General features: G+C 48.7%; 17 protein-coding genes. 6 read left to right on the top strand and 11 right to left on the bottom strand.

What is annotated here, in order from left to right; translation table 11 throughout:
* Positions 1 to 29 precede the first annotated feature (29 nt).
* Positions 30 to 1,118: a DNA polymerase IV gene (dinB, locus tag ACW6QF_RS01425; protein WP_456086546.1), complete on the bottom strand. Its 1,089-nt coding sequence runs from the start codon at positions 1,116 to 1,118 to the stop codon at positions 30 to 32.
* A 45-nt stretch (positions 1,119 to 1,163) separates the two neighbouring features.
* Complete coding sequence (locus tag ACW6QF_RS01420; RefSeq protein ID WP_456086545.1) at positions 1,164 to 2,438, bottom strand: DNA recombination protein RmuC; 1,275 nt, start codon at positions 2,436 to 2,438, stop codon at positions 1,164 to 1,166.
* Between the two features lie 161 nt (positions 2,439 to 2,599).
* Between ACW6QF_RS01420 and tpx the strand changes: the two genes are divergently transcribed.
* The gene (gene tpx / locus ACW6QF_RS01415) at positions 2,600 to 3,103 is read left to right on the top strand and encodes a thiol peroxidase (RefSeq protein WP_298551132.1); all 504 of its coding nucleotides are present in this window, start codon (positions 2,600 to 2,602) and stop codon (positions 3,101 to 3,103) included.
* Positions 3,104 to 3,227: 124 nt separating this feature from the next.
* Here tpx and ACW6QF_RS01410 read toward each other — a convergent pair whose 3' ends face one another.
* Together ACW6QF_RS01410 and ACW6QF_RS01405 are read right to left on the bottom strand one after the other, a co-directional pair.
* Complete coding sequence (locus ACW6QF_RS01410) at positions 3,228 to 3,920, bottom strand: response regulator transcription factor (RefSeq protein WP_456086544.1); 693 nt, start codon at positions 3,918 to 3,920, stop codon at positions 3,228 to 3,230.
* Positions 3,910 to 5,406, bottom strand: coding sequence for a sensor histidine kinase (locus ACW6QF_RS01405; protein WP_456086543.1), 1,497 nt, complete (start codon positions 5,404 to 5,406; stop codon positions 3,910 to 3,912). Before ACW6QF_RS01405 ends, ACW6QF_RS01410 begins: the two co-directional genes overlap by 11 nt.
* A 152-nt stretch (positions 5,407 to 5,558) precedes the next feature.
* On the opposite strand from ACW6QF_RS01405, the gene ACW6QF_RS01400 reads away from it, so the two are divergent.
* Both ACW6QF_RS01400 and ACW6QF_RS01395 read left to right on the top strand, forming a co-directional pair.
* Positions 5,559 to 7,703: an outer membrane beta-barrel protein gene (locus ACW6QF_RS01400; protein ID WP_456086542.1), complete on the top strand. Its 2,145-nt coding sequence runs from the start codon at positions 5,559 to 5,561 to the stop codon at positions 7,701 to 7,703.
* Between the two features lie 154 nt (positions 7,704 to 7,857).
* Positions 7,858 to 9,144 (top strand): MATE family efflux transporter, encoded by a 1,287-nt coding sequence (locus ACW6QF_RS01395; RefSeq protein WP_456086541.1) that lies wholly within the window; start codon positions 7,858 to 7,860, stop codon positions 9,142 to 9,144.
* A gap of 74 nt (positions 9,145 to 9,218) precedes the next feature.
* On the opposite strand, the gene ACW6QF_RS01390 is transcribed toward ACW6QF_RS01395, so the two are convergent.
* The 7 genes from ACW6QF_RS01390 to ACW6QF_RS01360 all read right to left on the bottom strand — a co-directional run bounded on the left by ACW6QF_RS01390 (position 9,219) and on the right by ACW6QF_RS01360 (position 18,284).
* Positions 9,219 to 10,925 carry an acyl-CoA dehydrogenase family protein gene (locus ACW6QF_RS01390; protein ID WP_456086540.1) on the bottom strand — a complete coding sequence of 569 codons (1,707 nt, stop codon included), beginning with the start codon at positions 10,923 to 10,925 and terminating at the stop codon, positions 9,219 to 9,221.
* A 4-nt stretch (positions 10,926 to 10,929) separates the two neighbouring features.
* Complete coding sequence (locus ACW6QF_RS01385) at positions 10,930 to 11,949, bottom strand: electron transfer flavoprotein subunit alpha/FixB family protein (protein WP_298551143.1); 1,020 nt, start codon at positions 11,947 to 11,949, stop codon at positions 10,930 to 10,932.
* A gap of 4 nt (positions 11,950 to 11,953) precedes the next feature.
* Positions 11,954 to 12,859: an electron transfer flavoprotein subunit beta/FixA family protein gene (locus tag ACW6QF_RS01380; RefSeq protein WP_122131544.1), complete on the bottom strand. Its 906-nt coding sequence runs from the start codon at positions 12,857 to 12,859 to the stop codon at positions 11,954 to 11,956.
* A 326-nt stretch (positions 12,860 to 13,185) separates the two neighbouring features.
* Positions 13,186 to 16,038, bottom strand: coding sequence for an aminomethyl-transferring glycine dehydrogenase (gene gcvP, locus ACW6QF_RS01375; protein WP_456086539.1), 2,853 nt, complete (start codon positions 16,036 to 16,038; stop codon positions 13,186 to 13,188).
* 57 nt (positions 16,039 to 16,095) lie between these two features.
* Complete coding sequence (locus ACW6QF_RS01370; protein WP_298551149.1) at positions 16,096 to 16,734, bottom strand: MBL fold metallo-hydrolase; 639 nt, start codon at positions 16,732 to 16,734, stop codon at positions 16,096 to 16,098.
* Complete coding sequence (gene rsmG, locus ACW6QF_RS01365; protein ID WP_298551151.1) at positions 16,731 to 17,399, bottom strand: 16S rRNA (guanine(527)-N(7))-methyltransferase RsmG; 669 nt, start codon at positions 17,397 to 17,399, stop codon at positions 16,731 to 16,733. The genes ACW6QF_RS01370 and rsmG overlap by 4 nt, the downstream gene beginning before the upstream one ends.
* Positions 17,400 to 17,429: 30 nt before the next feature.
* The gene (locus ACW6QF_RS01360) at positions 17,430 to 18,284 is read right to left on the bottom strand and encodes a DUF3298 and DUF4163 domain-containing protein (protein ID WP_298551153.1); all 855 of its coding nucleotides are present in this window, start codon (positions 18,282 to 18,284) and stop codon (positions 17,430 to 17,432) included.
* Between the two features lie 445 nt (positions 18,285 to 18,729).
* Between ACW6QF_RS01360 and ACW6QF_RS01355 the strand changes: the two genes are divergently transcribed.
* The 3 genes from ACW6QF_RS01355 (at position 18,730) to ACW6QF_RS01345 (ending at position 22,003) form a co-directional block, all read left to right on the top strand.
* Positions 18,730 to 19,731 (top strand): hypothetical protein, encoded by a 1,002-nt coding sequence (locus tag ACW6QF_RS01355; RefSeq protein ID WP_456086538.1) that lies wholly within the window; start codon positions 18,730 to 18,732, stop codon positions 19,729 to 19,731.
* Between the two features lie 146 nt (positions 19,732 to 19,877).
* Positions 19,878 to 20,684, top strand: a complete 807-nt coding sequence (locus ACW6QF_RS01350; RefSeq protein WP_456086537.1) for an FAD:protein FMN transferase — start codon at positions 19,878 to 19,880, stop codon at positions 20,682 to 20,684.
* Positions 20,681 to 22,003 (top strand): Gfo/Idh/MocA family protein, encoded by a 1,323-nt coding sequence (locus tag ACW6QF_RS01345; RefSeq protein ID WP_298551158.1) that lies wholly within the window; start codon positions 20,681 to 20,683, stop codon positions 22,001 to 22,003. The genes ACW6QF_RS01350 and ACW6QF_RS01345 overlap by 4 nt, the downstream gene beginning before the upstream one ends.
* The last annotated feature ends 1 nt before the right edge of the window (position 22,004 follow it).

Below are 22,004 nucleotides of genomic sequence, written 5' to 3'. Positions count from 1 at the left end.
CGATAATAGTCCGATAGGAAGAAAGCCTGTTAGGTATCCCAGTCGCTGAATTCGAAACTGAGTTGTTCCCAGCGGGCTTTCTCTTCGTTCTTTTCGTAAGGATTGGAGACCGAAAGTCCGATCAGGCGAATCGGGTGGGTCGTATATTCGATGTCTTTCAACAATCCTTTGGCTAAAGGTAGTATTTCGGCTAACGTGGTCAGTTCGTGGCTTTGGGTGATACTTCTGGTCTTTTGGTTGAAATCATGGAATTTAATCTTTAGAGTGAGAGTGTTCCCTTTGAAACCGGTTCGTTGCAGCCGTTCGATCAGTTCGGTTGCAACATGATATAATTCGATGATGACGGATGATTGCCGGGAAATGTCTTTTTCCAGCGTATGTTCGCACCCCACGGATTTACGGATACGGACAGCCTCGACCGGGCGCAGGTCTATTCCTCTTGAAAACTCATAATATAGAACGCCGGCTTTACCGAATTGGCGGGTAAGCATTTCTTGTGAACACGCTCTCAACTGCTCGCCATTGTGGATGCCCAATGTGTGCATCTTCTGGGCGGTGACCGGTCCGATCCCCCAGAAGGATTCGATCGGTAGGTGCTTGATGAACTCTTCCGCCTGGGACGGATGGATGGTGCAAAGTCCGTCCGGCTTGCGGTAGTCGGAGGCGATTTTGGCCAAAAACTTATTATACGATACTCCAGCCGATGCCACCAGGTGCAGTTTTTCCCGGATTTTTTGCTTGATCGCTTTGGCAATGTCGACGGCAAGGGGGATATTCTGTTTATTCTCGGTTACGTCGAGAAACGCCTCGTCCAGTGAAAGCGGTTCGATAATGTCCGTATATTCGTGGAAGATTTCGTGTATCTGGCGGGACACCGCTTTATAGACATCTATCCGTCCGGGAACAAAGGTGAGTTGCGGGCATAGACGTTTGGCCTTTTGTGACGACATGGCGGAGCGCACGCCGAATTTCCGGGCTTCGTAGCTTGCTGCCGCTACGACACCCCGTTCCTCCGCATGGCCGACTGCGAGCGGAATCCCGCGAAGTTCCGGATTATCCCGCTGTTCTACGGATGCGTAGAATGCGTCCATGTCGATATGTATGATCTTCCGTTCCATTACTATATAATATGATCGCGTATGCGTGTGGCATCTGTCTCTTTTTCATAATCCGTTTTCATCTTCTTCATCCGTCAGTGAACCGATTTCGGGAAGGACGGCGCGTGCCTCCCTGTCGCTCAGAGTGTCCACATCTTTCAGTTTGCGCTGGATCGCACGTGTACGTGTCCCTAACACCTCTTCGATCTGCCCGCTGGCTGTCTGCAAGTTCTTCTGTGCTTTTTCCAGCATTCCGCCAACCTTCTCGAATTCTTTCTTTACCGCTCCCAAGATGGTCCATACCTCGCCGGAGTGTTTCTGGATCGCGAGCGTGCGGAATCCCATTTGCAGGCTGTTCAGGATGGCGGCAAGTGTTGTCGGACCGGTGACGACCACCTTATAGTTGCGCTGTAGTTCTTCCAGCAGGGAGGAACGGCGTACGACCTCCGCATAGATTCCTTCGAAAGGCAGGAACATGATGCCGAAGTCGGTGGTGGCGGGGGGAGCCAGATACTTGTCGGAAATATCCTTTGCCATCTTTTTAATGGTGGTTTCCAATAGCTTTCCGGCCGTCTCTATTGCTTGTGTGTCGGCATGATCGTATGCATCGAGCAGTTGTTCGTAGACGTCTTTGGGAAATTTTGCGTCTATCGGCAGATAGACAAATTCGCGGACATCGTCACGTCCCGGAAGTTTGACGGCAAACTCAACGACGGCATCCGATCCTTTGCGGGTATGCACGTTCGCCTCGTATTGTTCCGGCGCCAGGATTTGTTCGAGAAGCATGCTTAACTGGATTTCCCCGATGTTGCCGCGTGTCTTCACATTGCTGAGGACACGTTTCAAACCGCCGACATCTTGTGCCAACGTCTGCATTTCTCCGAGTCCTTTCTGTACGCTTTCCAATTGTTCGGTGACAAGACGGAAAGATTGTCCGATCCGGTCATTCAGTGTTTTTTGAAGTTTTTCATCCACTGTTATTCGTATTTCATCCAACCGCTTTTCCGTATTGGCGACCAACAGGCGTTGCTGTTCGTCCAGGTCGGCGAATTTTTCCCGTTGCAGATTGTTGAAAGAGGTAATGCCCCGTTCGAACGCTTCCCGGAATTCGCTCATGGAACGAGCCAGCTCTTCCCGGTTGTCACGGGCGACAATGCGCCCTTCCTCCCGGTTGAGGCGGAAGTCTTCCCGGAAGTTCTTTTCAATGCGTTCGAATGAACGTTGCATCTCGCCGAGCAGTCTTTTCAGTTCGTTTGCGGTATCTGAATTTTCTTTCCGGAAGCGGGAAACAAGCTGTAAGACAATGATAATAACAAGTAAGCAAATGATCAACCCATCCATATTCTTTCTATTTGGGTTCAAAGATAGGAAAAGACTGATCTTGCATAGTAATTAAAAAGAGTTAAATAGAGAAACTTTATTCAGATTCCTTTGTTTAAGTTATACAAAGCAGCTTATATTTGTAAGCCGCTTTTGATAGAGAACATAAAATACTACAAAAGATGGCAAAGATAACATTTAAAGGTAATGAAGTCAATACGAACGGTTCATTGCCCGCAGTTGGAGCGGAGGCTCCCGATTTTAAAGGTGTAAAGAGCGATTTATCCGAATTGCATCTGAAAGATCTAAAAGGTAAGAAAGTTGTGATTAACGTATTTCCGAGTTTGGACACTGCCGTGTGTGCCGCATCGGTAAGACGTTTTAATAAAGAAGCCGCTTCTCTTCCGAATACTGTGGTGCTTGCCGTGTCAAAGGATTTGCCTTTTGCGCAAGGACGTTTCTGTACCACGGAAGGTATCGATAAAGTGATTCCACTTTCTGCATTCCGTTGTTCTTGTTTTGAAAACGGGTACGGGATGTTGATGATCGATGGTCCGTTGAAGGGTTTGTTAGCCCGTGGCGTGATAGTTGTCGATGAAGCGGGTAAAGTTGTTTATGAGGAACTGGTTTCCGAAATAACAAACGAACCGAATTACGAAGCCGCAATCGCTTCGCTAAAAAACTAATTAAGTAGATTATTGTTTTTCATTGGTTAAAGTTAAGGGTTAGTGTAGGAGGCCGTCGGATGTGAATCCCGCGGCCTTCGTTTTTTTATATCAGAGTAGCGCCTGCGCACTTGGATGAAAGGACTTAAAGCGGTTCGCAGATTAATTTGTAACCGATCCCTCTTACGTTCAAGATCTTGATGCGAGGGTCTTTGTCCAGTTTATGGCGCAGCTTGGTGATGAAAACATGCAGGCTGCGCGTATTATAAAAACTGTCGTCTCCCCATAGGCTCAGCAGAATGTCCTTGCTGTAGACCGGCAGGTTCTCGTTTTCGCATAGGCGTTTCAATATTTCCGATTCTTTGTAGGAGAGTTTGTCGCTTTCGCCGGCCATCAGTAAGGTCTGGGCTTTCGGATAGAAAGTGTAAAGCCCGATCTCGTAGAATCCGGCTCTTTCCTCCTCCTGTTTGTTTTTGATGAGGAGGGCTTTGGTGCGGACGACCAGTTCGCGCAGGCTGAAAGGCTTGCGGACATAATCGTTAGCACCTAATTCGAAGCCGGAGACGATATCGTCTGTCGAGGAGCGGGCACTCAGGAAGAGCACGGGCACTTCCTTGTTTTCCTTTCGTATCCGGCGGACCATTTCGAACCCGTCTATTTCCGGCATCATGACATCCGCGATAATCAGGTCGGGAGCGTACTTGTAGAAACAGTCGATCCCCTGCAGGCCGTTTCCGGCTGTTATGACCCGGTAGCCTTCTTCTTCCAGTGCATCTTTGATGATCATGGATAGGCTTGCCTCGTCTTCAACTAATAATATCGATTTCTTATCTTTCATGCGTCTGCGGTAATGTGATTATGAAACAACTTCCCTTTCCGGGCTGGCTTTCTACCCGGATCGTACCGTTGTGCTTGTGTATCATGGTCCTGACATAAAACAGCCCGATGCCGTACCCTTTTACGGGAGGTCGCTTGCTGTTGGAAACCCGGTAGAATTTATCGAAGATATGCGCCAGGTGTTCTTCTTCTATTCCGATGCCGTTGTCGGTGATGCGGATGATGACCGAACCGTCGTGTTCTTCTGCCGCTATCCGGATTTGCGGATTATCACCGGAATATTTGACGGCATTGTCCAGGAGGTTGCTCAAGATGTTGTAAAGATGTGTTCTGTCGGCTTCCAGCATAATCCCGTCCGGCAGGAGTTCCAGCCCGACATGAAAAGGTTTGGAGGATTTGATGGCCTGTTGTCCGACGATTTTATCGAGCAGCTCGTTCAGGTCTACTCTTTCGTATTTGAGTTTGAAGTCCTTTTTATGTTCCAGGCTGAGCGAAAGGATCTGTTCGACCATGTTGCCGAGACGTTGCAGTTCCTCGTGGCAGACATGCAGGTATTTGTTTGTCTTTTCTTTGTTTCCGGTTATGTTGTAATGGATCATCGCTTCGACTGCCGCATAGGTGATTGCTATCGGGGTTTTCAGTTCATGCGTGACATTGTGCGTAAAGTCATCCTTCAGTTGTTCCACTGTCTTCTGGTGGATCAGGAACCAGAACATATAAGCGAAAGAAAGGATCAGGATCAGCAGGATCAGGAATGAAGAGAACAGGATGCCCGACATCATCCGGATCGTATCCCACCGGGTCGGATCGGTGTAAACCAGATAAGCCTTTTTGTGATAGGTCGTGTATTCCCATTTGTGCAGGTCGTATTCTGCCCGGTCCAGGTTCGCCGGAACGGACGAGGCGAGGATGGAACTGTCTTCCAGATTCCATATTTCGGTATAATGGCGGATATACAGTCCTCTTTTTTGCAGATGGGAAGACAGGATACTGTCGAACTTCGCAAGGTCGACCGGTTTGACCGAGTCGATCACTTCATGCAAGGTCTGCTGCATCTGTAACCCTAATTCTCCTAACGAATTGAAATCGTGGCCGACCTCCACTGCCGTGCTTTTTAGCATTTTGTCCGCTTCGTTACGGAGGATCTGGCTCCGGTATCGGGGATGATAGATATTCGTATCCAAGGGCTGGACGCTCAGTTCGGGAATAACCGAATCCTTGTCCGTAAACCGGGTGCTGAGAGCCGCACCGCCTTTCGTATCGGCAATGACGGATGTCTCTCTCTGCCTGTGCGTGACCTTGCTGAGGAAATCGGCCCGGTCGAACAATTCGATATGATCTGCATTTTTGATCGCCATCCGGATCTCTTCCCGGTTCTGTTTTTGCCGGGAGTGGTAGAGCCCGGTTATCCAGAATAGCTGATAGATGAAGATGCCGGACAATGACAGGATGACGAGAATGATTACATATTTGAACGAAGATTTCATATAAACAAATGTAAGGAAAGTTTGTCTGATCCGGTTCATTTGGTAAGACTAAATAACATTAGGATCGGGGGATGTTATATAGTCTTACGAAAGAAAGGAGATGTTTGGAACTATCGTTTCCGTATGCAACCTTTACCCGAAAAAAGAATACGATGAAACACATTTGTTATTATGTATGGATTGGATTTTTACTTGTCCGAATGCCTATGTGGGGCCAAAGTACGGCGAAACAGGAGCAGATTCTGGTGAACGACAGCATAACGGTCGATCTGCCGGAAGTCTTTGTAAAGGCGGAACGACCGTTGGTAAAAGTGTCGGAAGGAAAATTGCAGTATGATATTCCGAACCTGGTCAAGGACAAGCCGGTCGCCACGGCTTTCGATGTGATAGGCGAATTACCCGGCGTGCGGAAAGAAGGGGATGATATCTCGGTTATCGGGACCGCATCTACGGCTATCCTGATCAACGGGCGTAAAAGTTCGATGACGGCGGAGCAACTGGCCGACATGCTTAAGTCGGTCTCTTCCTCCAAAGTCAGGCAGATAGATGTGATGTACAGCACGCCTCCCCGGTTCGGTGTGAAAGGGGCTTCCATCAATGTCATAATGGAGAATGAGAAATCTTTAAAAGATGTCTTGAAAGGGGAACTCTCGCTGACGGGCGAACAGGGGTATTTCTTTTCCCCCTCCGGAGGGGCGAACCTGTCGTATGTGGGAAAAAGCTTTTCGGCTGATATTTCCTATTCCGCCTCCTATGACCGCGGCCGACAGGAGGAAGATATGTTTGCACGGCCGACAGTAAACGGGCAGCCGTATGACATCCGGCAGGATGATTGGTATGATTTTGTGAACTTATCTCATAATATAAGGGGAGCATTCGATTTTGATCTGAAGAACAAGGACCGGTTGTCCGTTTCCTATACGGGACGTTTTTACGATCCAGACAAAATATCGAGGAGAGGGGCTTCTACCGATTTTGTCGGTATCCAGCGGGTAGAAACGGAACTGGAATTGTCCGGTGCTTCCGACCTGCATAATGCCCGGATCGATTATGTCAGTCACAAGGGATTCAATGCCGGGATGGATTATACTTTCTATAAGAATAACGATATGCAACACTTGGTGAATGATTTTGAGAAAGAAGACGAGCAGACGATTTCCACCTTGTCTTCCCAGCGGGTACGGCGTGGGAACCTGTATATAAACGACAGTCGTAAGTTGGAAAAAGGATGGGTATTGAATTACGGAGCGGATGCCTCCTTGTCGGATACGCACAACGAATCCAGCCAGTCGGTCGACAGGGAAATAGCGGCGGAAGGAACGTTCCGGCTGAAACAAAAGGACTATTCGGTAGGAGGTTTTGCCGGTTTTACCAAGTCGTTCGGAAAGAAGATTTCGCTGGATGCCTCCGTTTCCTTGCAGTATTACAAGGCATCTGTCGATTCTGCCGGTAAGAAGAAAACATTGTGGAACAGGGTGAGCCTCTTCCCGCAGCTTAATTTTACTTATAAGGTGCATCCGTACGGCATGCTGATGCTCTCGTTCTCCAGTGATAAGTCGTATCCGTCCTATTGGATGACGACTCCTAATACTTATTACATGAATGTGTATAGCTCTATGATCGGCAATCCGGACTTGAAACCGCAACTTTCCTATTCCATGCAACTGAATTATATCTTCAAAAGCAAATATGTATTCGACCTGTTTGCCAATATCCAGCCCGATAAAATACACCAGATGACGTACCAGCGCCACGATGCGTTGAGGTCCGTCTTCCAGACGGTGAATATGGATATCTACAATATGTTCGGAGCGGTTGCCGTCGTCCCTTTCAGGCCTTTTGATTTTATGAGCTCCAGGCTGACGTTGATGGGGTGTGCCATTCATAACAAGGGGGTACTCTATGATGTCTCTTTCGACCGCAAGAAACTGTTTGGCCGGGCCGAACTGAACACTACCTTCTACTTGACCAAGGACCGGAACTTATCGTTGGAGTTGCGGGGCTATTGTATCTCTCCGGTTATACAGGGACTATATGATATCGATCTGATATACAATGTGTCGGCCGGTCTGGCCTGGACATTCGCGAAAAAGAAGATGCGCCTGACGGTTCGGGGCAATGATTTGTTCGAGGGAGCCAATCCCGTCACCCATGTGGATGAACAGGGACAGAAAAGCCGGATGAAACTGTGGCAGGATAGCCGGAATGTGACACTGACATTACGGTATAGTTTCGGTGGCTATAAAGAGAAAAAGGCAAAAGAGGTGGACACTTCGCGTTTGGGGACGGGGATCTGACAGGCCTGCTGTCCACACTGATGCTGGCCCGTTTTGTCTTGATCAATATCGATGAATTCGATTCGGTCAGTGCCGCTAACCAGAGTTTTGAAGCAATAATTCTGTAACTTTGCCGGCAAAGTAAGGAATAAGCTTTTTATAGATACGATAAATTATGAACAAAAAGATACTTCAGTTAGCGCTTCCCTCTATTGTTTCCAATATAACGGTTCCTCTGTTGGGACTGGTCGATGTGGCGATCGTCGGGCATTTGGGAGCCGCTTCCTATATCGGGGCGATCGCGGTAGGAGGGATGTTGTTCAATATTATTTACTGGCTGTTCGGTTTCCTGCGAATGGGAACGAGCGGGATGACGTCGCAGGCTTTGGGGAGACGGGATCTCCGGGAGGTCACGAGGGTTTTGTTCCGGTCGGTCGGTGTCGGGATGTTGATTTCTATGGCTTTGCTTCTGCTCCAGTATCCGATACGGTCAATAGCTTTCTCCTTGTTGGATACGACGGATGAGGTGGAACGCTTGGCTACCTTATATTTCAATATTTGTGTTTGGGGCGCACCGGCCGTGTTGGGGTTGTATGGTTTCTCCGGCTGGTTTATCGGAATGCAGAATTCCCGTTTCCCGATGTTTATTGCGATCACCCAGAATGTCGTGAATATTGTGGCGAGCCTGATCTTTGTCTTTGTGTTCGGCATGAAGGTGCAAGGGGTTGCGACGGGAACGCTGATCGCCCAATATGGGGGCTTCGGGATGGCTGTATTCCTGTGGTACGCATTCTACCGGAAGCGGCTGGATGTCCGTATTTGCTGGCAGGAGGTCATGGATAAGGTCGCCATGCGCCGTTTCTTCCTGGTGAATGGCGATATTTTCTTTCGTACGCTTTGCTTGGTGGCGGTTACTACATTTTTTACTTCTACGGGTGCAAGACAAGGGGATATCGTTTTGGCCGTTAATACGTTGCTGATGCAGCTGTTTACGCTTTTCTCCTATATCATGGACGGTTTTGCCTATGCGGGCGAGGCTTTGGCGGGACGTTATATCGGCGCCCGGAACCGAGTAGCCCTCAGCCGGATGATCCGTTTGCTGTTTGGCTGGGGGATCGGGCTGTCTCTTTCGTTTACGTTGCTTTATGGAGTAGGGGGGAAAGATTTTCTGTCTCTTCTGACGAATGATCCTGCGGTTATCCAAGAGGCCGGAACCTATTTCTATTGGGTACTGGCCGTCCCGTTTGCCGGCTTTGCCGCCTTTCTTTGGGACGGCATCCTGATCGGGGCGACGGCCACCCGCCTGATGCTTTATTCGATGTTGGTCGCTTCCGGCACTTTCTTTTTGATCTATTACTCCTTTTTCGGGATGATGGGCAATCATGCATTATGGATGGCGTTCCTGGCTTATTTATCCTTGCGCGGCATCATGCAATGGATATTATGGCATCGATCGGCTTAATACGGTCCTAAATATAAGGGAAAAGCCGGAAATCAAGAGAAGATATCCGGCTTTTTTGAAAAATATACGCTCTATTATTGTCTGTAGTTTGCTAATTCGTCAGCATTGAAACTGTTGATGAAGCTGCTGTGCTTTTCCACTTCCGCTTCGACATAGTTCAGATATACGACAGCCGATTTGGCGAACAATTCGGGAGCCTTTGTCGCATCCTGGATCAGGAGGTGGGCCATGATGCAGTCGGCAGCCATTTCCATCAACCGGCGGGCAACGAAGTCGAGCAGTTCCTGGTTCTGGGTTTCCTTCACCTTGTTCATGCAGGCTTCGAACTTATCGGCCATTTCAACCAGGCGTGCTTTCAGCGGTTCCATTTCCGGAGAGCAGGGGATTGCTTCGAATTCGCGGATGGTGGCCAGGTAAGAACCGTTTGTCACGTAACGGATGGCTGCAACCGTCTGCAACTGTGTCGTTCCCTCATAGATGGAGGTGATGCGGGCATCGCGGTAGATACGTTGGCAGGCATATTCCAGCATGAAACCGGAACCACCATGAATCTGGATACAGTCGTATGCATTCTGGTTGGCATATTCGGAGTTCATGCCTTTTGCCAGCGGAGTGAAAGAGTCGGCTAATTTGGCATATTTCTTCTGTTCCTGGCGTTCTTCCGGTGTCAACTTGCGTTCACGTGCGATGTCGTCCAGCGCTTTGTAGATATCCACATAACGGGAAGTCTGGTACAGTAACGCACGGCCGGCATCCAGCTTCGCTTTCATGATAGACAGCATGTCGTACACAGCCGGGAAGTCGATAATCGCTTTGCCGAACTGCTTGCGTTCTTTGGCGTATGCCAGACCTTCGTTGTAGGCGGCCTGGCTCAGACCGACAGACTGTGCGGCGATACCCAGACGGGCACCGTTCATCAGGGCCATCACATATTTTATCAAACCTAATTTGCGGTCCCCGCAAAGTTCGGCTTTCGCGTTCTTGTAAACCAGTTCGCAAGTAGGAGAACCGTGGATACCCAACTTGTTTTCGATTCGGCGGACATCGACGCCTCCCTGACGTTTGTCATAGATGAACATGGACAAGCCGCGTCCGTCTTTCGTTCCTTCTTCCGAGCGGGCCAGAACCAGATGAAGGTCAGCATCCCCGTTTGTGATGAAACGTTTCACTCCGTTCAGCAACCAGCAATTTTCTTTTTCGTCGAAAGTAGCTTTCAGCATCACGGACTGCAAGTCGGAACCGGCATCCGGCTCCGTCAGGTCCATGGACATCGTTTCTCCGGCGCAGATACGCGGGATGAAACGGCTGTGCTGGTCTTCGTTTCCGAATTCATATAATGTTTCGATACAATCCTGCAACGACCAGATGTTTCCGAATCCGGCATCGGCGGCGGCCACGATTTCGGCGCACATGGTGTACGGCGTGATCGGGAAGTTCAAACCGCCGAAACGGCGCGGCATCGTCATACCGTTCAGGCCGGCTTTCACCATTGCATCCAGGTTCTGCTTGGTCCCGGAAGCGTATTCCACACGTCCGTTTGCGCAGTGAGGACCTTCTTCGTCGACACCTTCGGCATTGGGGGCAATGATTTCGCCTGTGATTTCGCCTGTGATTTCAAGCACTTTGTCGAACGAGTCCATCGCATCGGCATAATCCTGCGGTGCATAGTCGAACTCTTCTTTATCTCTGTAATTGCGTTCTTTCAGTTCGCAAATACGTTCCATCATCGGATTGTTCAAGTGATACTTGAGTTCCGGAATGTCTGTATAATAATTTGCCATCTCTTTACTTGCTGTTCTGTTTGTAATACTTAATCATCTTCGGGATCACTTCTTCCACGGTGCCGTTGATCACGTAGTCGGCAATCGTGTTGATCGGAGCGTTCTCGTCGTTGTTGATAGAGATGATGATACCTGCATCCTGCATACCTGCGATGTGCTGGATCTGTCCGGAGATACCGCAAGCGATATACAGTTTCGGACGGACTGTCACACCTGTCTGGCCGATCTGGCGGTCATGGTCGCAGAAACCGGCATCAACGGCAGCACGGCTGGCGCCCACTTCGGCATGAAGTTCCTTGGCCAGTTCGAACAACATATCGAAACCTTCCTTGGAGCCCATTCCGTAGCCGCCGGCTACAACGATCGGGGCACCTTTCAGGTTATGTTTGGCCTTTTCTACGTGGCGGTCGATGACCTTTACGACATAATCCGTTTCCGGAACATATTTGGCGACGTCGTGTATTACCACTTCGCCTTTATAATCGGCGTCCAGAATTTCTTTTTTCATCACGCCTTCGCGTACAGTCGCCATCTGAGGACGGTGTTCCGGGTTGATGATCGTCGCCACGATGTTACCGCCGAACGCGGGGCGGATCTGGTATAACAGGTTCTCGTATGTCTGACCTGCTCTCTTGTCTTCGTGCGAACCGATTTCGAGGGAAGTACAGTCGGCAGTCAGGCCGCTCGTCAGTGCAGAAGAAACACGGGGACCTAAGTCGCGGCCGATAACCGTTGCTCCCATCAGGCAGATCTGCGGTTTTTCTTCTTTGAACAGGTTGATCAGAACAGAGGAGTGAGGAAGGGAAGTGTACGGGAACAGGCCCGGGGCATCGAAAACATGCACCTTGTCCACACCATAAGGCATCACCTGCTTTTCAATTCCTTCCAGTCCGGAACCGGCTACGATGGCTTCGAGTTGGCAGTTCAACTGATTGGCTAACTTGCGACCTTTGGTCAGCAGTTCGAGGCTTACATCGGCAACCGTCGTACCTTCAAGCTCACAATATACAAATACGTTATTCATAATCTTATCCGATAGTGTGGTTAGCTAACAGTTCAACAATCAAATCTTCCACATCCTTGTCCGAGCCGGTCAGCGTCTTGCTTTCCTTTGCCTGGAACACGATGTTCTGAATGGCTTTCACCTTTGTCGGCGAACCGGACAAACCGCATTGTGCAAGATCTCCGTTCACATCGGCAACACTCCATTCAGGAATATTCAGGTACGGACGTTTTTCATACAGTTCAGGGTATGACAGCGCCGATACGCCTTCCGGATGGCAAGCGGGAGCGGGAGCTTTTTCCTGTGCGCCCAATGCCCGTTTGTATTTCATCACCAACTTGGCGTTACGCGGACGGCAGGGGGCGGCCGAACCATTGACCGTGATCACGATAGGCAGGGGGCCTTCTACTGTTTCGACACCGCCGTCGATATGCCGTTTTACTGTGATGCTGCGATTCTTTTCGTCTACATTCAGGATCTCTTCGGCATATGTGACCTGTGTCAATCCTAACTTTTCAGCAACTTGGGGGCCTACTTGTGCCGTATCGCCGTCGATAGCCTGGCGTCCTCCGATGATAATATCGTAGTCACCTATTTTCTTGATCGCTGTGGCAAGCGCATAAGACGTTGCCAACGTGTCGGCGCCGGCAAATGCACGGTCGGTCAGCAGATAACCACCGTCTGCTCCCCGGTATAAACCTTCACGAATAATTTCTGCAGCACGCCCCGGGCCCATTGTCAACAGGGTTACCGTAGTTCCCGGATAGGCGTCTTTCAAGCGGAGGGCTTGTTCTAATGCGTTCAGGTCTTCCGGGTTGAAGATTGCGGGAAGAGCGGCACGGTTGATAGTTCCGTCCTCTTTCATCGCATCCTTTCCCACATTGCGTGTGTCCGGGACCTGTTTCGCCAATACAATAATTTTTAAACTCATATTATAGGAATATTAGATTTCTATATTGGATATTTGTTTGAATTAACCTTCTGAATACTGACCTGCAAAAGTAATCAAACATTCTTTATATCAAAGAACTTTCGTTCGGAATCTGCACACTTTAGGTTTTTTTGAGCATATCCTTTCTTTTTACTTACCACCTTGCTAATCGCCATAATTTAAGCACGGATTACACGGAAAACACGGAAAGAAAATAAATTTATCCGTGTAAATCCGTGAAATCCGTGCCTGAAAGATCGTGATAAAAGTGCTTTGACTCCGTCTTGTTAAGTTGGAGTCAAGTAATTGGTTTGCACCGGTTTATATTAAATTTCGCATGCGCAAAGTGTGGGGATCAGGTTGCGGTCGCCATACGCATTGTCTACGCGGGCTACGTTGATCCAGAACTTGCTGTCGTGTAACCATTCCAGCGGGAAGGCGGCCTTGCTGCGCGGATACTCGTGTTTCCATTCGTCGGCCGTTACTTCGTATTCGGGATGAGGAGCGTTCTTTAATACGTTGTCTTCCTTCGAAGCCTTGCCTTCTTCCACTTCCTTGATTTCGTTCCAGATACATTCCAGTACTTCGACGAAACGATCCAGTTCGGCTTTGCTTTCGCTTTCGGTCGGTTCGACCATCAGAGTGCCGTGAACCGGGAAGGAAAGGGTCGGCGCATGGTAGCCGAAATCCATCAGGCGCTTGGCGATATCGCCTTCATCGATGCCCGAACGTTCTTTTACCGTGCGGCATTCCAGGATCAGTTCGTGACCGACGCGCCCTGTGGCACCTGTGTAAACGATTCCGTACGTGTCTTTGAATTTAGCCGCCAGGTAGTTCGCATTCAGGATCGCGGTCTTGGTGGCCGTTTCCAATCCTTCTGTTCCCAACATACGGATATAAGCGTATGTGATCGGCAGAATGCCCGCGCTACCGTATGGTGCTGCGGAGACTGTGTTCAGGCCGTTGCCCCATAATACCGGATGTTGCGGCAGGAACGGGACGAGGTGCTCGGCAACGCAGATCGGACCGACGCCGGGACCGCCTCCTCCGTGAGGTGAAGAGAAGGTCTTATGCAGGTTCAGGTGGCAGACGTCTGCACCGATAGTACCCGGATTGGTCAGGCCGACCTGTGCGTTCATGTTGGCGCCGTCCATATAGAGCTGACCGCCGCAAGCGTGGACAATGTCGCACATTTCCTTGATGTCCACTTCGAAGATACCGTGAGTGGACGGATAGGTGATCATGCTGGCAGCCAGGTTGTCCTTGTTGGCTTCGGCTTTTGCCCGGAAATCATCCAGGTCGATATTACCATTGTCGTCACATTTTACCGTAACGGTCGTGAAACCGCATTGGATCGCACTTGCCGGGTTTGTACCGTGGGCGGAAGCCGGGAGCAGGACGATGTTGCGATGTCCCTGACCGATGCTTTCCAGATAAGCCCGGATTACGCGCAAACCGGTATATTCACCGGCTGCCCCGGAATTCGGTTGCAGCGTACAGCCTTTGAATCCGGTAATTTCGCACAGGTAAGCCGATAAGTTTTCTATCAGTTCCTTATAGCCTTCCACCTGGTCTTCCGGCGCATACGGATGTATATTCATGAATTCCGGGCGGCTGAGCGGAAGCATGGTCGATGCCGGATTCAGTTTCATCGTACAAGAACCTAAGGAGATCATGGATTGGGCCAATGAAACATCCTTGCGTCCTAAACGGGTGATGTAGCGCATCAGCTCCGTTTCGGTATGATATTTCTTGAATACGTCTTCTTGCAGGAATTCGGAAGTACGGGCGAACTTCGGATCGAAATAAGTCTTTTCGGGAACGGCTTCTTTCAGCATGTAATCCTTTCCGGCTGCCCCTGCGAAGATATACAGCAATACGCCGATATCGGTCGGCCCGGTCGTTTCGTCCAAGCTGATGCCGACCTGTCCGGCTTCGAAATAACGCAAGTTCACCTTGCATTCCAATGCGATCTCGCGGAGTGCATTGATGGATACATGTTCCGGCAATTGGACTTTCAGTGTGTCGAAATAGTCTTTGTTCAGTTGCTTGTAGCCCAGCTTCTCCAGTTCGCCAGCCAGGAAACCGGCCGAAGCATGGATACGGCCTGCGATGTTCTTCAAGCCTTCGGCACCGTGGTAAACGGCGTAAAAACCTGCCATCGTGGCCAGCAAGGCTTGAGCGGTACAGATATTGGAGGTAGCCTTTTCACGTTTGATATGCTGTTCGCGTGTTTGCAAAGCCAAGCGGTAAGCCGCGTGTCCATAGGCATCTTTGGAAATGCCGATGATACGTCCGGGGATGGAACGCTTGTATTCGTCTTTCGTAGCGAAGAATGCGGCGGACGGGCCCCCGTAGAACATCGGGATGCCGAAACGCTGGCTGCTCCCGAATACGACGTCTGCCCCCCATTCTCCCGGAGGTGTCAGCAAGACGAGGCTCATCAGGTCGGCGGCAACGGCGACACGTGCTCCGCCGGCATTGGCACGCACGATAAATTCTTTATAATCTTCAATCGAACCGTTGGCATTCGGATACTGGACGATCGCCCCGAATACGTCCGGAGTGAATTCGAATGTTTTGTAATCGCCCGTAACCACCTTGATGCCTTGCGGGATCATACGGGTGTTGATAACGGCCAGTGTAGAGGCGAATACGTTTTCGTCGACAAACAACGTATTGGCTCCGGCTTTCACCTGTGCCCGGCTACGGCTTCCGTGGAACATGGTTGCCGCTTCGGCGGCAGCTGTCGCTTCATCCAGCAGGGAACAGTTAGTCAGCGGCAGGCCGGTCAGTTCGGCGATAACGGTCTGGAAATTCAACAATGCCTCCAGGCGTCCTTGTGAAACTTCAGCCTGGTACGGGGTGTAGGAAGTGTACCAAACCGGGTTTTCGAATACGTTACGCTGGATAGGCGCCGGACAAACCGTATCATACCAACCCATTCCGATATAAGAAGTGAAGACTTCGTTTTTGGAAGCCAGTTCCGAGATGTGCTCTGCGAACTCGCGTTCCGTCATGGGTTCGGGAAGGTTGAGCGGCTCTTTCAAACGGATGTCGGACGGGATGGTCTGATCGATCAGTTCGTCAACCGACTTGACGCCGATGGCTTGCAGCATGGAAGGGATGTCTTCTGCCGAAATGCCGACGTGGCGGTTTACAAATTTATTAGTGTCCATAATATTATGAATTATGATTTATGAATTATGAATTGTCTTTTGATTCTTAATTGTCAATTATAAATAGGGGTTATTAAACTTTTCATCGATGACTCTTGTCTCCGGTCCGTGTCCCGGATAGATTACCGTCTCGTCGGGAAGCGAAAGGAGCTTGTCGCGGATGGCGGCAACCAATACTTCCTGGTTTCCGCCCCAAAGGTCGGTACGGCCGATACTCCCGGCAAACAGTGCATCGCCGACGATCGCGAAGCCGTTCTTTTTGTTATAGAAAGCGACACTGCCGGGCGAGTGGCCGGGAACAGTCAGCACTTGCAGTTCGGATGTGCCGAACTTGATGATTTCGCCTCCTACGATATATTTTTCAACCGGGACGTTCTCGACATGCTGACGAAGTCCGAACAACTTGGCCTGTTCGTCGGGAGAGGGCAGTTTCTGGACATCCAGCTTGTTCGCTTCGGGTTTCAAACCGTATGTCTTATGTATAAAACCGTTTCCGAACACGTGATCCACGTGCAGGTGCGTGCAGAGCAAATGTTTTAATGTCAACTTGTTTTCGAGGATAAAGTCGGTTATCTCCTTTTCCTCTTCCTTGCGGCAGCAGCCACAATCGATCAGCACGGCTTCGCGTGTATCATCATACAGCAGGAATGTATTTTCCTGGAAATAATTGAACTCGAACGATTTTATTGTAATCATAACGGTACGTAAACAACTTTTTTAGTTTTGAAAAATTCTTCTTTAAAATGGTCACTCAGGTTGAGGCTGACAGCTTGCTTGCGGAATGGCAATATTTCTTGCTGCAACTCTCCTCCCTTCAAACAAATCAAACCATTGGGAAGTGCATTTTGTTGTTCCTTTTTTATATTCTTACGAGCAATTTTTACCAGATCGGCCAGCGGCATGACGGCGCGGCTCACGACAAAGTCGAACATTTGTTTTTCCTCTTCGGCGCGGCAATGGCGGAAAGTGACGTTTTTCAGGCCGATCGCTTCGGCGACAGCTTGTCCGACTTTGATCTTTTTCCCGATGCTGTCTACCAAATGAAACTGTACTTCCGGAAGCAGGATAGCAAGTGGTATGCCGGGAAAACCTCCTCCCGTACCGATATCCATAACTGTCGATCCTTCTTTGAATTTCATCATTTTCAAAATGCCGAGCGAATGAAGCACGTGGTGCAGGTACAGGTTCTCTATGTCTTTGCGTGAAATTACATTGATCTTGGAATTCCAGTCTGAATATAAGTCAAACAAGGCATCTATCTGTACCTTTTGCGCATCGGTCAGCGTTGGAAAGTAAGACTTTAGAATTGTCAATTGACAATTGACAATTGACAATTGGGGGAGTGTTGTATTGTCGTTCATTTATGAATTATGTTTATTTCCTTTGAATGGTTAATTGCCCATTGTCAATTGATATATCGGACTGTCTTTCTTCAATAGATATTGGATTTCCGTGTAGGGTAAGAACACGTTTGTTTCTCTTACCACGTAAGCGGCGATCTCATATTCGTTAAAGGTATATGTGATGCCGTCTCCGTCAACCAGGAAATTACCGTTCGGAAAGATCTCTTCGACACTGAAGAAGCCGATGTTTTCCAAGTCTTTCGCATTCTCCACCTTGTTCTGTTTGGCAATATGGTCGATCAATATCTGTGCGAGGCTGTCCTGGAAGTTCTCGATGAAAATATCTTCTTCCGTGATGGCGTTGCCTGTTTTCAGGTTGATCACATGGTTGTTGTAGGCATGCGAACCGTGTGCGCCGCCTGTATAATTTTCGAAACTTACGGTATAGCTCAGGATGTCATTCTGGTTGTAGACGATTTCATCCGACGACATTTCGAAATAAGAGAACCAGGCTCCGACCGGCAGATCGTCTTTCTTTTCCAAATCCGCCTTGAAATCGGCTTCCAGCTCTTTATAGTTGTTCAGATAATCTTCCGTGTATTTGGCGGCCGCCTCTTCCGGGGTCAGGCCTTCGTAATTCTCGCCGAAGTAGGAAAGGACGAAGTCATTTTGTATCTTTTTCAGAATTTCTTTATTGGAAAATTGGGCTGGATAGGTGAAGTTCAATTGCAGGTTACAATTGGGATTATCGGGATTATCCAGCAGATGATAGGTCCTATCCACCCGGATAGAATCGAATTTGATATCATTATCGGCCGTCCGTTTTTTGTTGGTATTGCAACCGGTTATGATCATTGCTAAAAAGAAAAGCGCTATCAGGCTTTTACCAATTTGTGTACTCATCGGAATCATAGATTTTAGATAATACTTTTAGATGCAAATGTAAGCTATTATCTTGTAATAAACGAATGGCAGGTTTCTTTTTTCAACTTCGGCCACATCAAAATGATATGGGGAGGCCACTTTTTTGATACGTGATAAACCCTGTTTTTCCCGTAAAAAAATACAATATTCCCCTCTAAAAACCAATAAATGAGTATGTCGTTGATATTTAGTTGATTGCTGAATTATGTGTTTCTTAAAAAATATTACCCGCAAGGGGAATTTGAGATAAACGGGGTAGAAAAACAAAATATATGCCATGCTGTTTCGATTCGGACCAATGGGTTTGCATACGTTTATGACAATAAGGTCTGAAAAGACAATCAGTTCATATATGACTGTTGCAAGGAGATTTATGGAAAAAAGATGTATATTTGTGACGGATTAACAATTAAAGTTCAATGTTATGAAAAAAATCGGCTTTCTTTCTTTCCTTGTAGCGGTTTGCGCCGTTTTGTTTGTCTCTTGTTCCCAGCCGGCGCATGAAGTGGTGTATAAAGATGCAGCAGTTACGGTTGTTTATGATGACATCACCACGGATCTTCCTGGCGAAATATTTGTCTCGGACAACTATTTGATCTGGACGGATCCCTTCGGGGAAGAAGAACAAGCGCATATAATCGATAAAAAGAGTTATAAAGAGGTGGGCAAATGTGTCCGGCGCGGGCAAGGCCCCGGAGAGTTTTCGATGGCTACCTACTGTGTGGCTGACAACGACCTGCTTTTGGTCGGCGATATCAGCAAGAACCGGCTGCATACCTATTCGATGGATAACTTGAAATCGGGCCGTCCGGCTTTACTCAAGCAAGAAGAAAAAGAGACTGCGAGAAAAATGCCGCTGATAGCCGTCACGCCTGACGACTTGCTCGCTTTCGATCCGATGAAAGAACAGTCGTTTCTTTATAAAGGAAAATATTTCGGCAAACCGCTGTTTGAGGGAGAAATAGAGAATCTGTTCGATGTAGCGCAGGGGACTTTGGCTTATCATCCGGATAAAGGATTGTTGCTTTACGCTCCGTTCTACATTAATTATATGGCGGCTTATCAAAAGAAAGGGGACACCTTTGAACTTTTGTGGGAAAAAAGGGGAGAGCAAACTTACCGGCAAACCGGAAATCAGATCAAACCGGATGCGACAAAAATGAACATGGTTCAAGTCCTATGGACAAAAGATTATATCGTCACGCTGCAACGGGACTATAAAACGGACCCGATGGACGAGTCGACTGTCGGCCGTGACGAAACGAAGCTTCCGAAAACCATCTTCGTATATGATTACGAAGGAAATCTCCTGCAAATACAGGATTTAAAGATGCCTACGCTTCGAATCGGCGCAACGCCGGGCGAAAACGACGTTTATGCCATTGTCGTAAATCCGGAATTCTGCTTGGCGAAGATTGAGTTGTAAATGTTTTAAACGAAAATAAACGCTAATTAGGCAACCTTTTGAGAAAAAGGTTGCCTAATTCTATTTGTGAAACGAACAAATCCCCTATATTTGCAAAGTGTGTACGCACACCTCTTTTGTACCATGTAAAAAATAACAAATGGCTTATGTCTTATTCTAACTATTATGCGGCTTCCGGGCTTTTCCACGGATCCATGTCGTCGGTTATGGGAACGCAGTTCGACATCCTGATGGTCGGCAGCGATCCTCGTCTTCTTGGTACGGTTTGGGAGAAGATCGAATCGGAAGTGCGGAGGCTGGATAAGATGCTGAACCGGTTCGATCCGGAGAGCGAAGTCTCGTTTGTCAACCGGGAAGCCGGACATTATCCGGTGACGGTGGGGGAAGAACTTTGGGACATATTGCAGAACTGCAAGCGTTACAATGAGTTGACGGAAGGATATTTCGATATCACTTTGCAGGGGTTCGATCAGGTATTGCTGACGGAGGAAGATAAGAGCATTTTTTTCTTTTCCGAATCTTTGCACATTGATCTCGGCGGGTACGGGAAAGGATATGCGCTTGCTAAAATACGGGAACTGTTGGAAGAAAACGGGGTCGGCAAGGCGCTTGTCAATTTCGGGAATAGTTCGGTTCTGGCGGTCGGTACGCATCCATGCGGCGAATATTGGCCGGTGGGCCTTGACAATCCGTTTACGAAAGAGCGGATTGCCGATTTGAAGTTGTGTGACAGTTCGTTGTCGACATCGGGAAATATGCCTTCCCATCCGCGCCACATCGTGAACCCGCATACGGGAACATTTGTGGATGATAAGAAAATGGTGTCGGTGGTGGCGAAAGATCCGGTAGTGGCGGAGATTCTGACGACGGCCTTTATGATTGCCGACGATGAGCGTATTCCGCTGATCGCATCTCAATTTGATATTTATGAAAAACATGTATATAAGTTATGAAAAATGAAGAGAATTCAGTCAATTTAAGCCGGCGGGACTTCTTCAAGGAGATGGGGATGATCGGTGGAGGCGGTGCGCTGCTTTCCGCGTTTCCCTGGTTGCAGTCCTGTAGTGCTGACGATAAGGCGCAGATCGCCAAGGAGAAAGTGCGGATCGGATTTATCGGTACAGGTTCACGCGGACAGTACCATCTGAATAACCTGAAGACAATCCCGTGTGCCGATGTGGTTGCCTTGTGCGATAATTATCCTCCCCACCTGAAAGAGGCTTCGGCGCTCTATCCGAAGGCCAAGACGTATGACGATTACCGGAAACTTCTGGAAGATAAAGAGGTGCAGGCTGTCATGATCGCGACTCCGCTGTATGAACATGCACATATCACAATTGACGCTTTGCATGCGGGCAAGCATACGTTCTGCGAGAAATCGATGGCGATGACCTGTCCGGATTGCCTGGATATGTACAATGTATTCAAAGAATCCGGTAAAGTGATGTTTATCGGCCAGCAGCGCTTATATGACCCCAAATATATAAAGGCGATGGAAATGATCCATGCCGGCTTGTTGGGCGAGATCGGCTCGATACGGGCGTACTGGTTCCGTAATAACGACTGGCGCCGTCCCGTTCCTTCTCCCGATTTGGAGCGTAAGATCAACTGGCGTTTATATAAGGAATATTCATGCGGCTTGGTAACAGAGCTGGCTACCCATCAGCTGCAGGTCGGAAACTGGGCGTTGAAGATGCTTCCCGAAAAGGTGGCCGGGATGGGAGATATCGTCTATTGGAAAGATGGCCGTGATGTGTATGACAGCATAAACTTGGTCTATCATTATCCGAACGGCGTGAAGATGACCTACGAGTCCATGATTGCCAATAAGTTCTACGGCCTTGAAGAGGAAATTCTGGGGAGCAAGGGGACTATGGAGCCGGAAAAGGGAAAATATTATTTTGAGGATGTCGAACCCGCTCCCGGTATCATGCAGTTGATCAACCAGATCGAACATAATATTTTCGATAATGTTTCCTTCGCCGGCCCGAGCTGGGTGCCTGAAACGGCATCGGTAAACAAGGGACATCTGATCATGGATAAAGTGACAAGTATCAGCGGACAATCCTCGGTCGGGGCGGCCGGAGACGGCTCTGTCGAACTGGTCACAGCTTTCTGTGAAGCTGCTATTACCGGCAGACCGGTTCCCAATCTGGTAGAAGAGGCTTATTATTCTTCTGTCTTGGGCTTGTTAGGCTTGCAGGCGATTGAGGAGGAACGGGTGATTACTTTCCCGGATGAATATAAAATACCGTATCTAAATTTCGCATGAT

Source organism: Parabacteroides sp. (assembly GCF_977054455.1).
The sequence above is the reverse complement of the archived record's forward strand: the minus strand, read 5'-3'. Positions and strand labels throughout refer to the sequence as shown.

Coding starts and splice junctions, on each gene's coding strand:
- dinB (WP_456086546.1), bottom strand. CDS start 1,118: ATGGAACGGAAGATCATACATATCGACATGGACGCATTCTACGCATCC.
- ACW6QF_RS01420 (WP_456086545.1), bottom strand. CDS start 2,438: ATGGATGGGTTGATCATTTGCTTACTTGTTATTATCATTGTCTTACAG.
- tpx (WP_298551132.1), top strand. CDS start 2,600: ATGGCAAAGATAACATTTAAAGGTAATGAAGTCAATACGAACGGTTCA.
- ACW6QF_RS01410 (WP_456086544.1), bottom strand. CDS start 3,920: ATGAAAGATAAGAAATCGATATTATTAGTTGAAGACGAGGCAAGCCTA.
- ACW6QF_RS01405 (WP_456086543.1), bottom strand. CDS start 5,406: ATGAAATCTTCGTTCAAATATGTAATCATTCTCGTCATCCTGTCATTG.
- ACW6QF_RS01400 (WP_456086542.1), top strand. CDS start 5,559: ATGAAACACATTTGTTATTATGTATGGATTGGATTTTTACTTGTCCGA.
- ACW6QF_RS01395 (WP_456086541.1), top strand. CDS start 7,858: ATGAACAAAAAGATACTTCAGTTAGCGCTTCCCTCTATTGTTTCCAAT.
- ACW6QF_RS01390 (WP_456086540.1), bottom strand. CDS start 10,925: ATGGCAAATTATTATACAGACATTCCGGAACTCAAGTATCACTTGAAC.
- ACW6QF_RS01385 (WP_298551143.1), bottom strand. CDS start 11,949: ATGAATAACGTATTTGTATATTGTGAGCTTGAAGGTACGACGGTTGCC.
- ACW6QF_RS01380 (WP_122131544.1), bottom strand. CDS start 12,859: ATGAGTTTAAAAATTATTGTATTGGCGAAACAGGTCCCGGACACACGC.
- gcvP (WP_456086539.1), bottom strand. CDS start 16,038: ATGGACACTAATAAATTTGTAAACCGCCACGTCGGCATTTCGGCAGAA.
- ACW6QF_RS01370 (WP_298551149.1), bottom strand. CDS start 16,734: ATGATTACAATAAAATCGTTCGAGTTCAATTATTTCCAGGAAAATACA.
- rsmG (WP_298551151.1), bottom strand. CDS start 17,399: ATGAACGACAATACAACACTCCCCCAATTGTCAATTGTCAATTGTCAA.
- ACW6QF_RS01360 (WP_298551153.1), bottom strand. CDS start 18,284: ATGAGTACACAAATTGGTAAAAGCCTGATAGCGCTTTTCTTTTTAGCA.
- ACW6QF_RS01355 (WP_456086538.1), top strand. CDS start 18,730: ATGAAAAAAATCGGCTTTCTTTCTTTCCTTGTAGCGGTTTGCGCCGTT.
- ACW6QF_RS01350 (WP_456086537.1), top strand. CDS start 19,878: ATGTCTTATTCTAACTATTATGCGGCTTCCGGGCTTTTCCACGGATCC.
- ACW6QF_RS01345 (WP_298551158.1), top strand. CDS start 20,681: ATGAAAAATGAAGAGAATTCAGTCAATTTAAGCCGGCGGGACTTCTTC.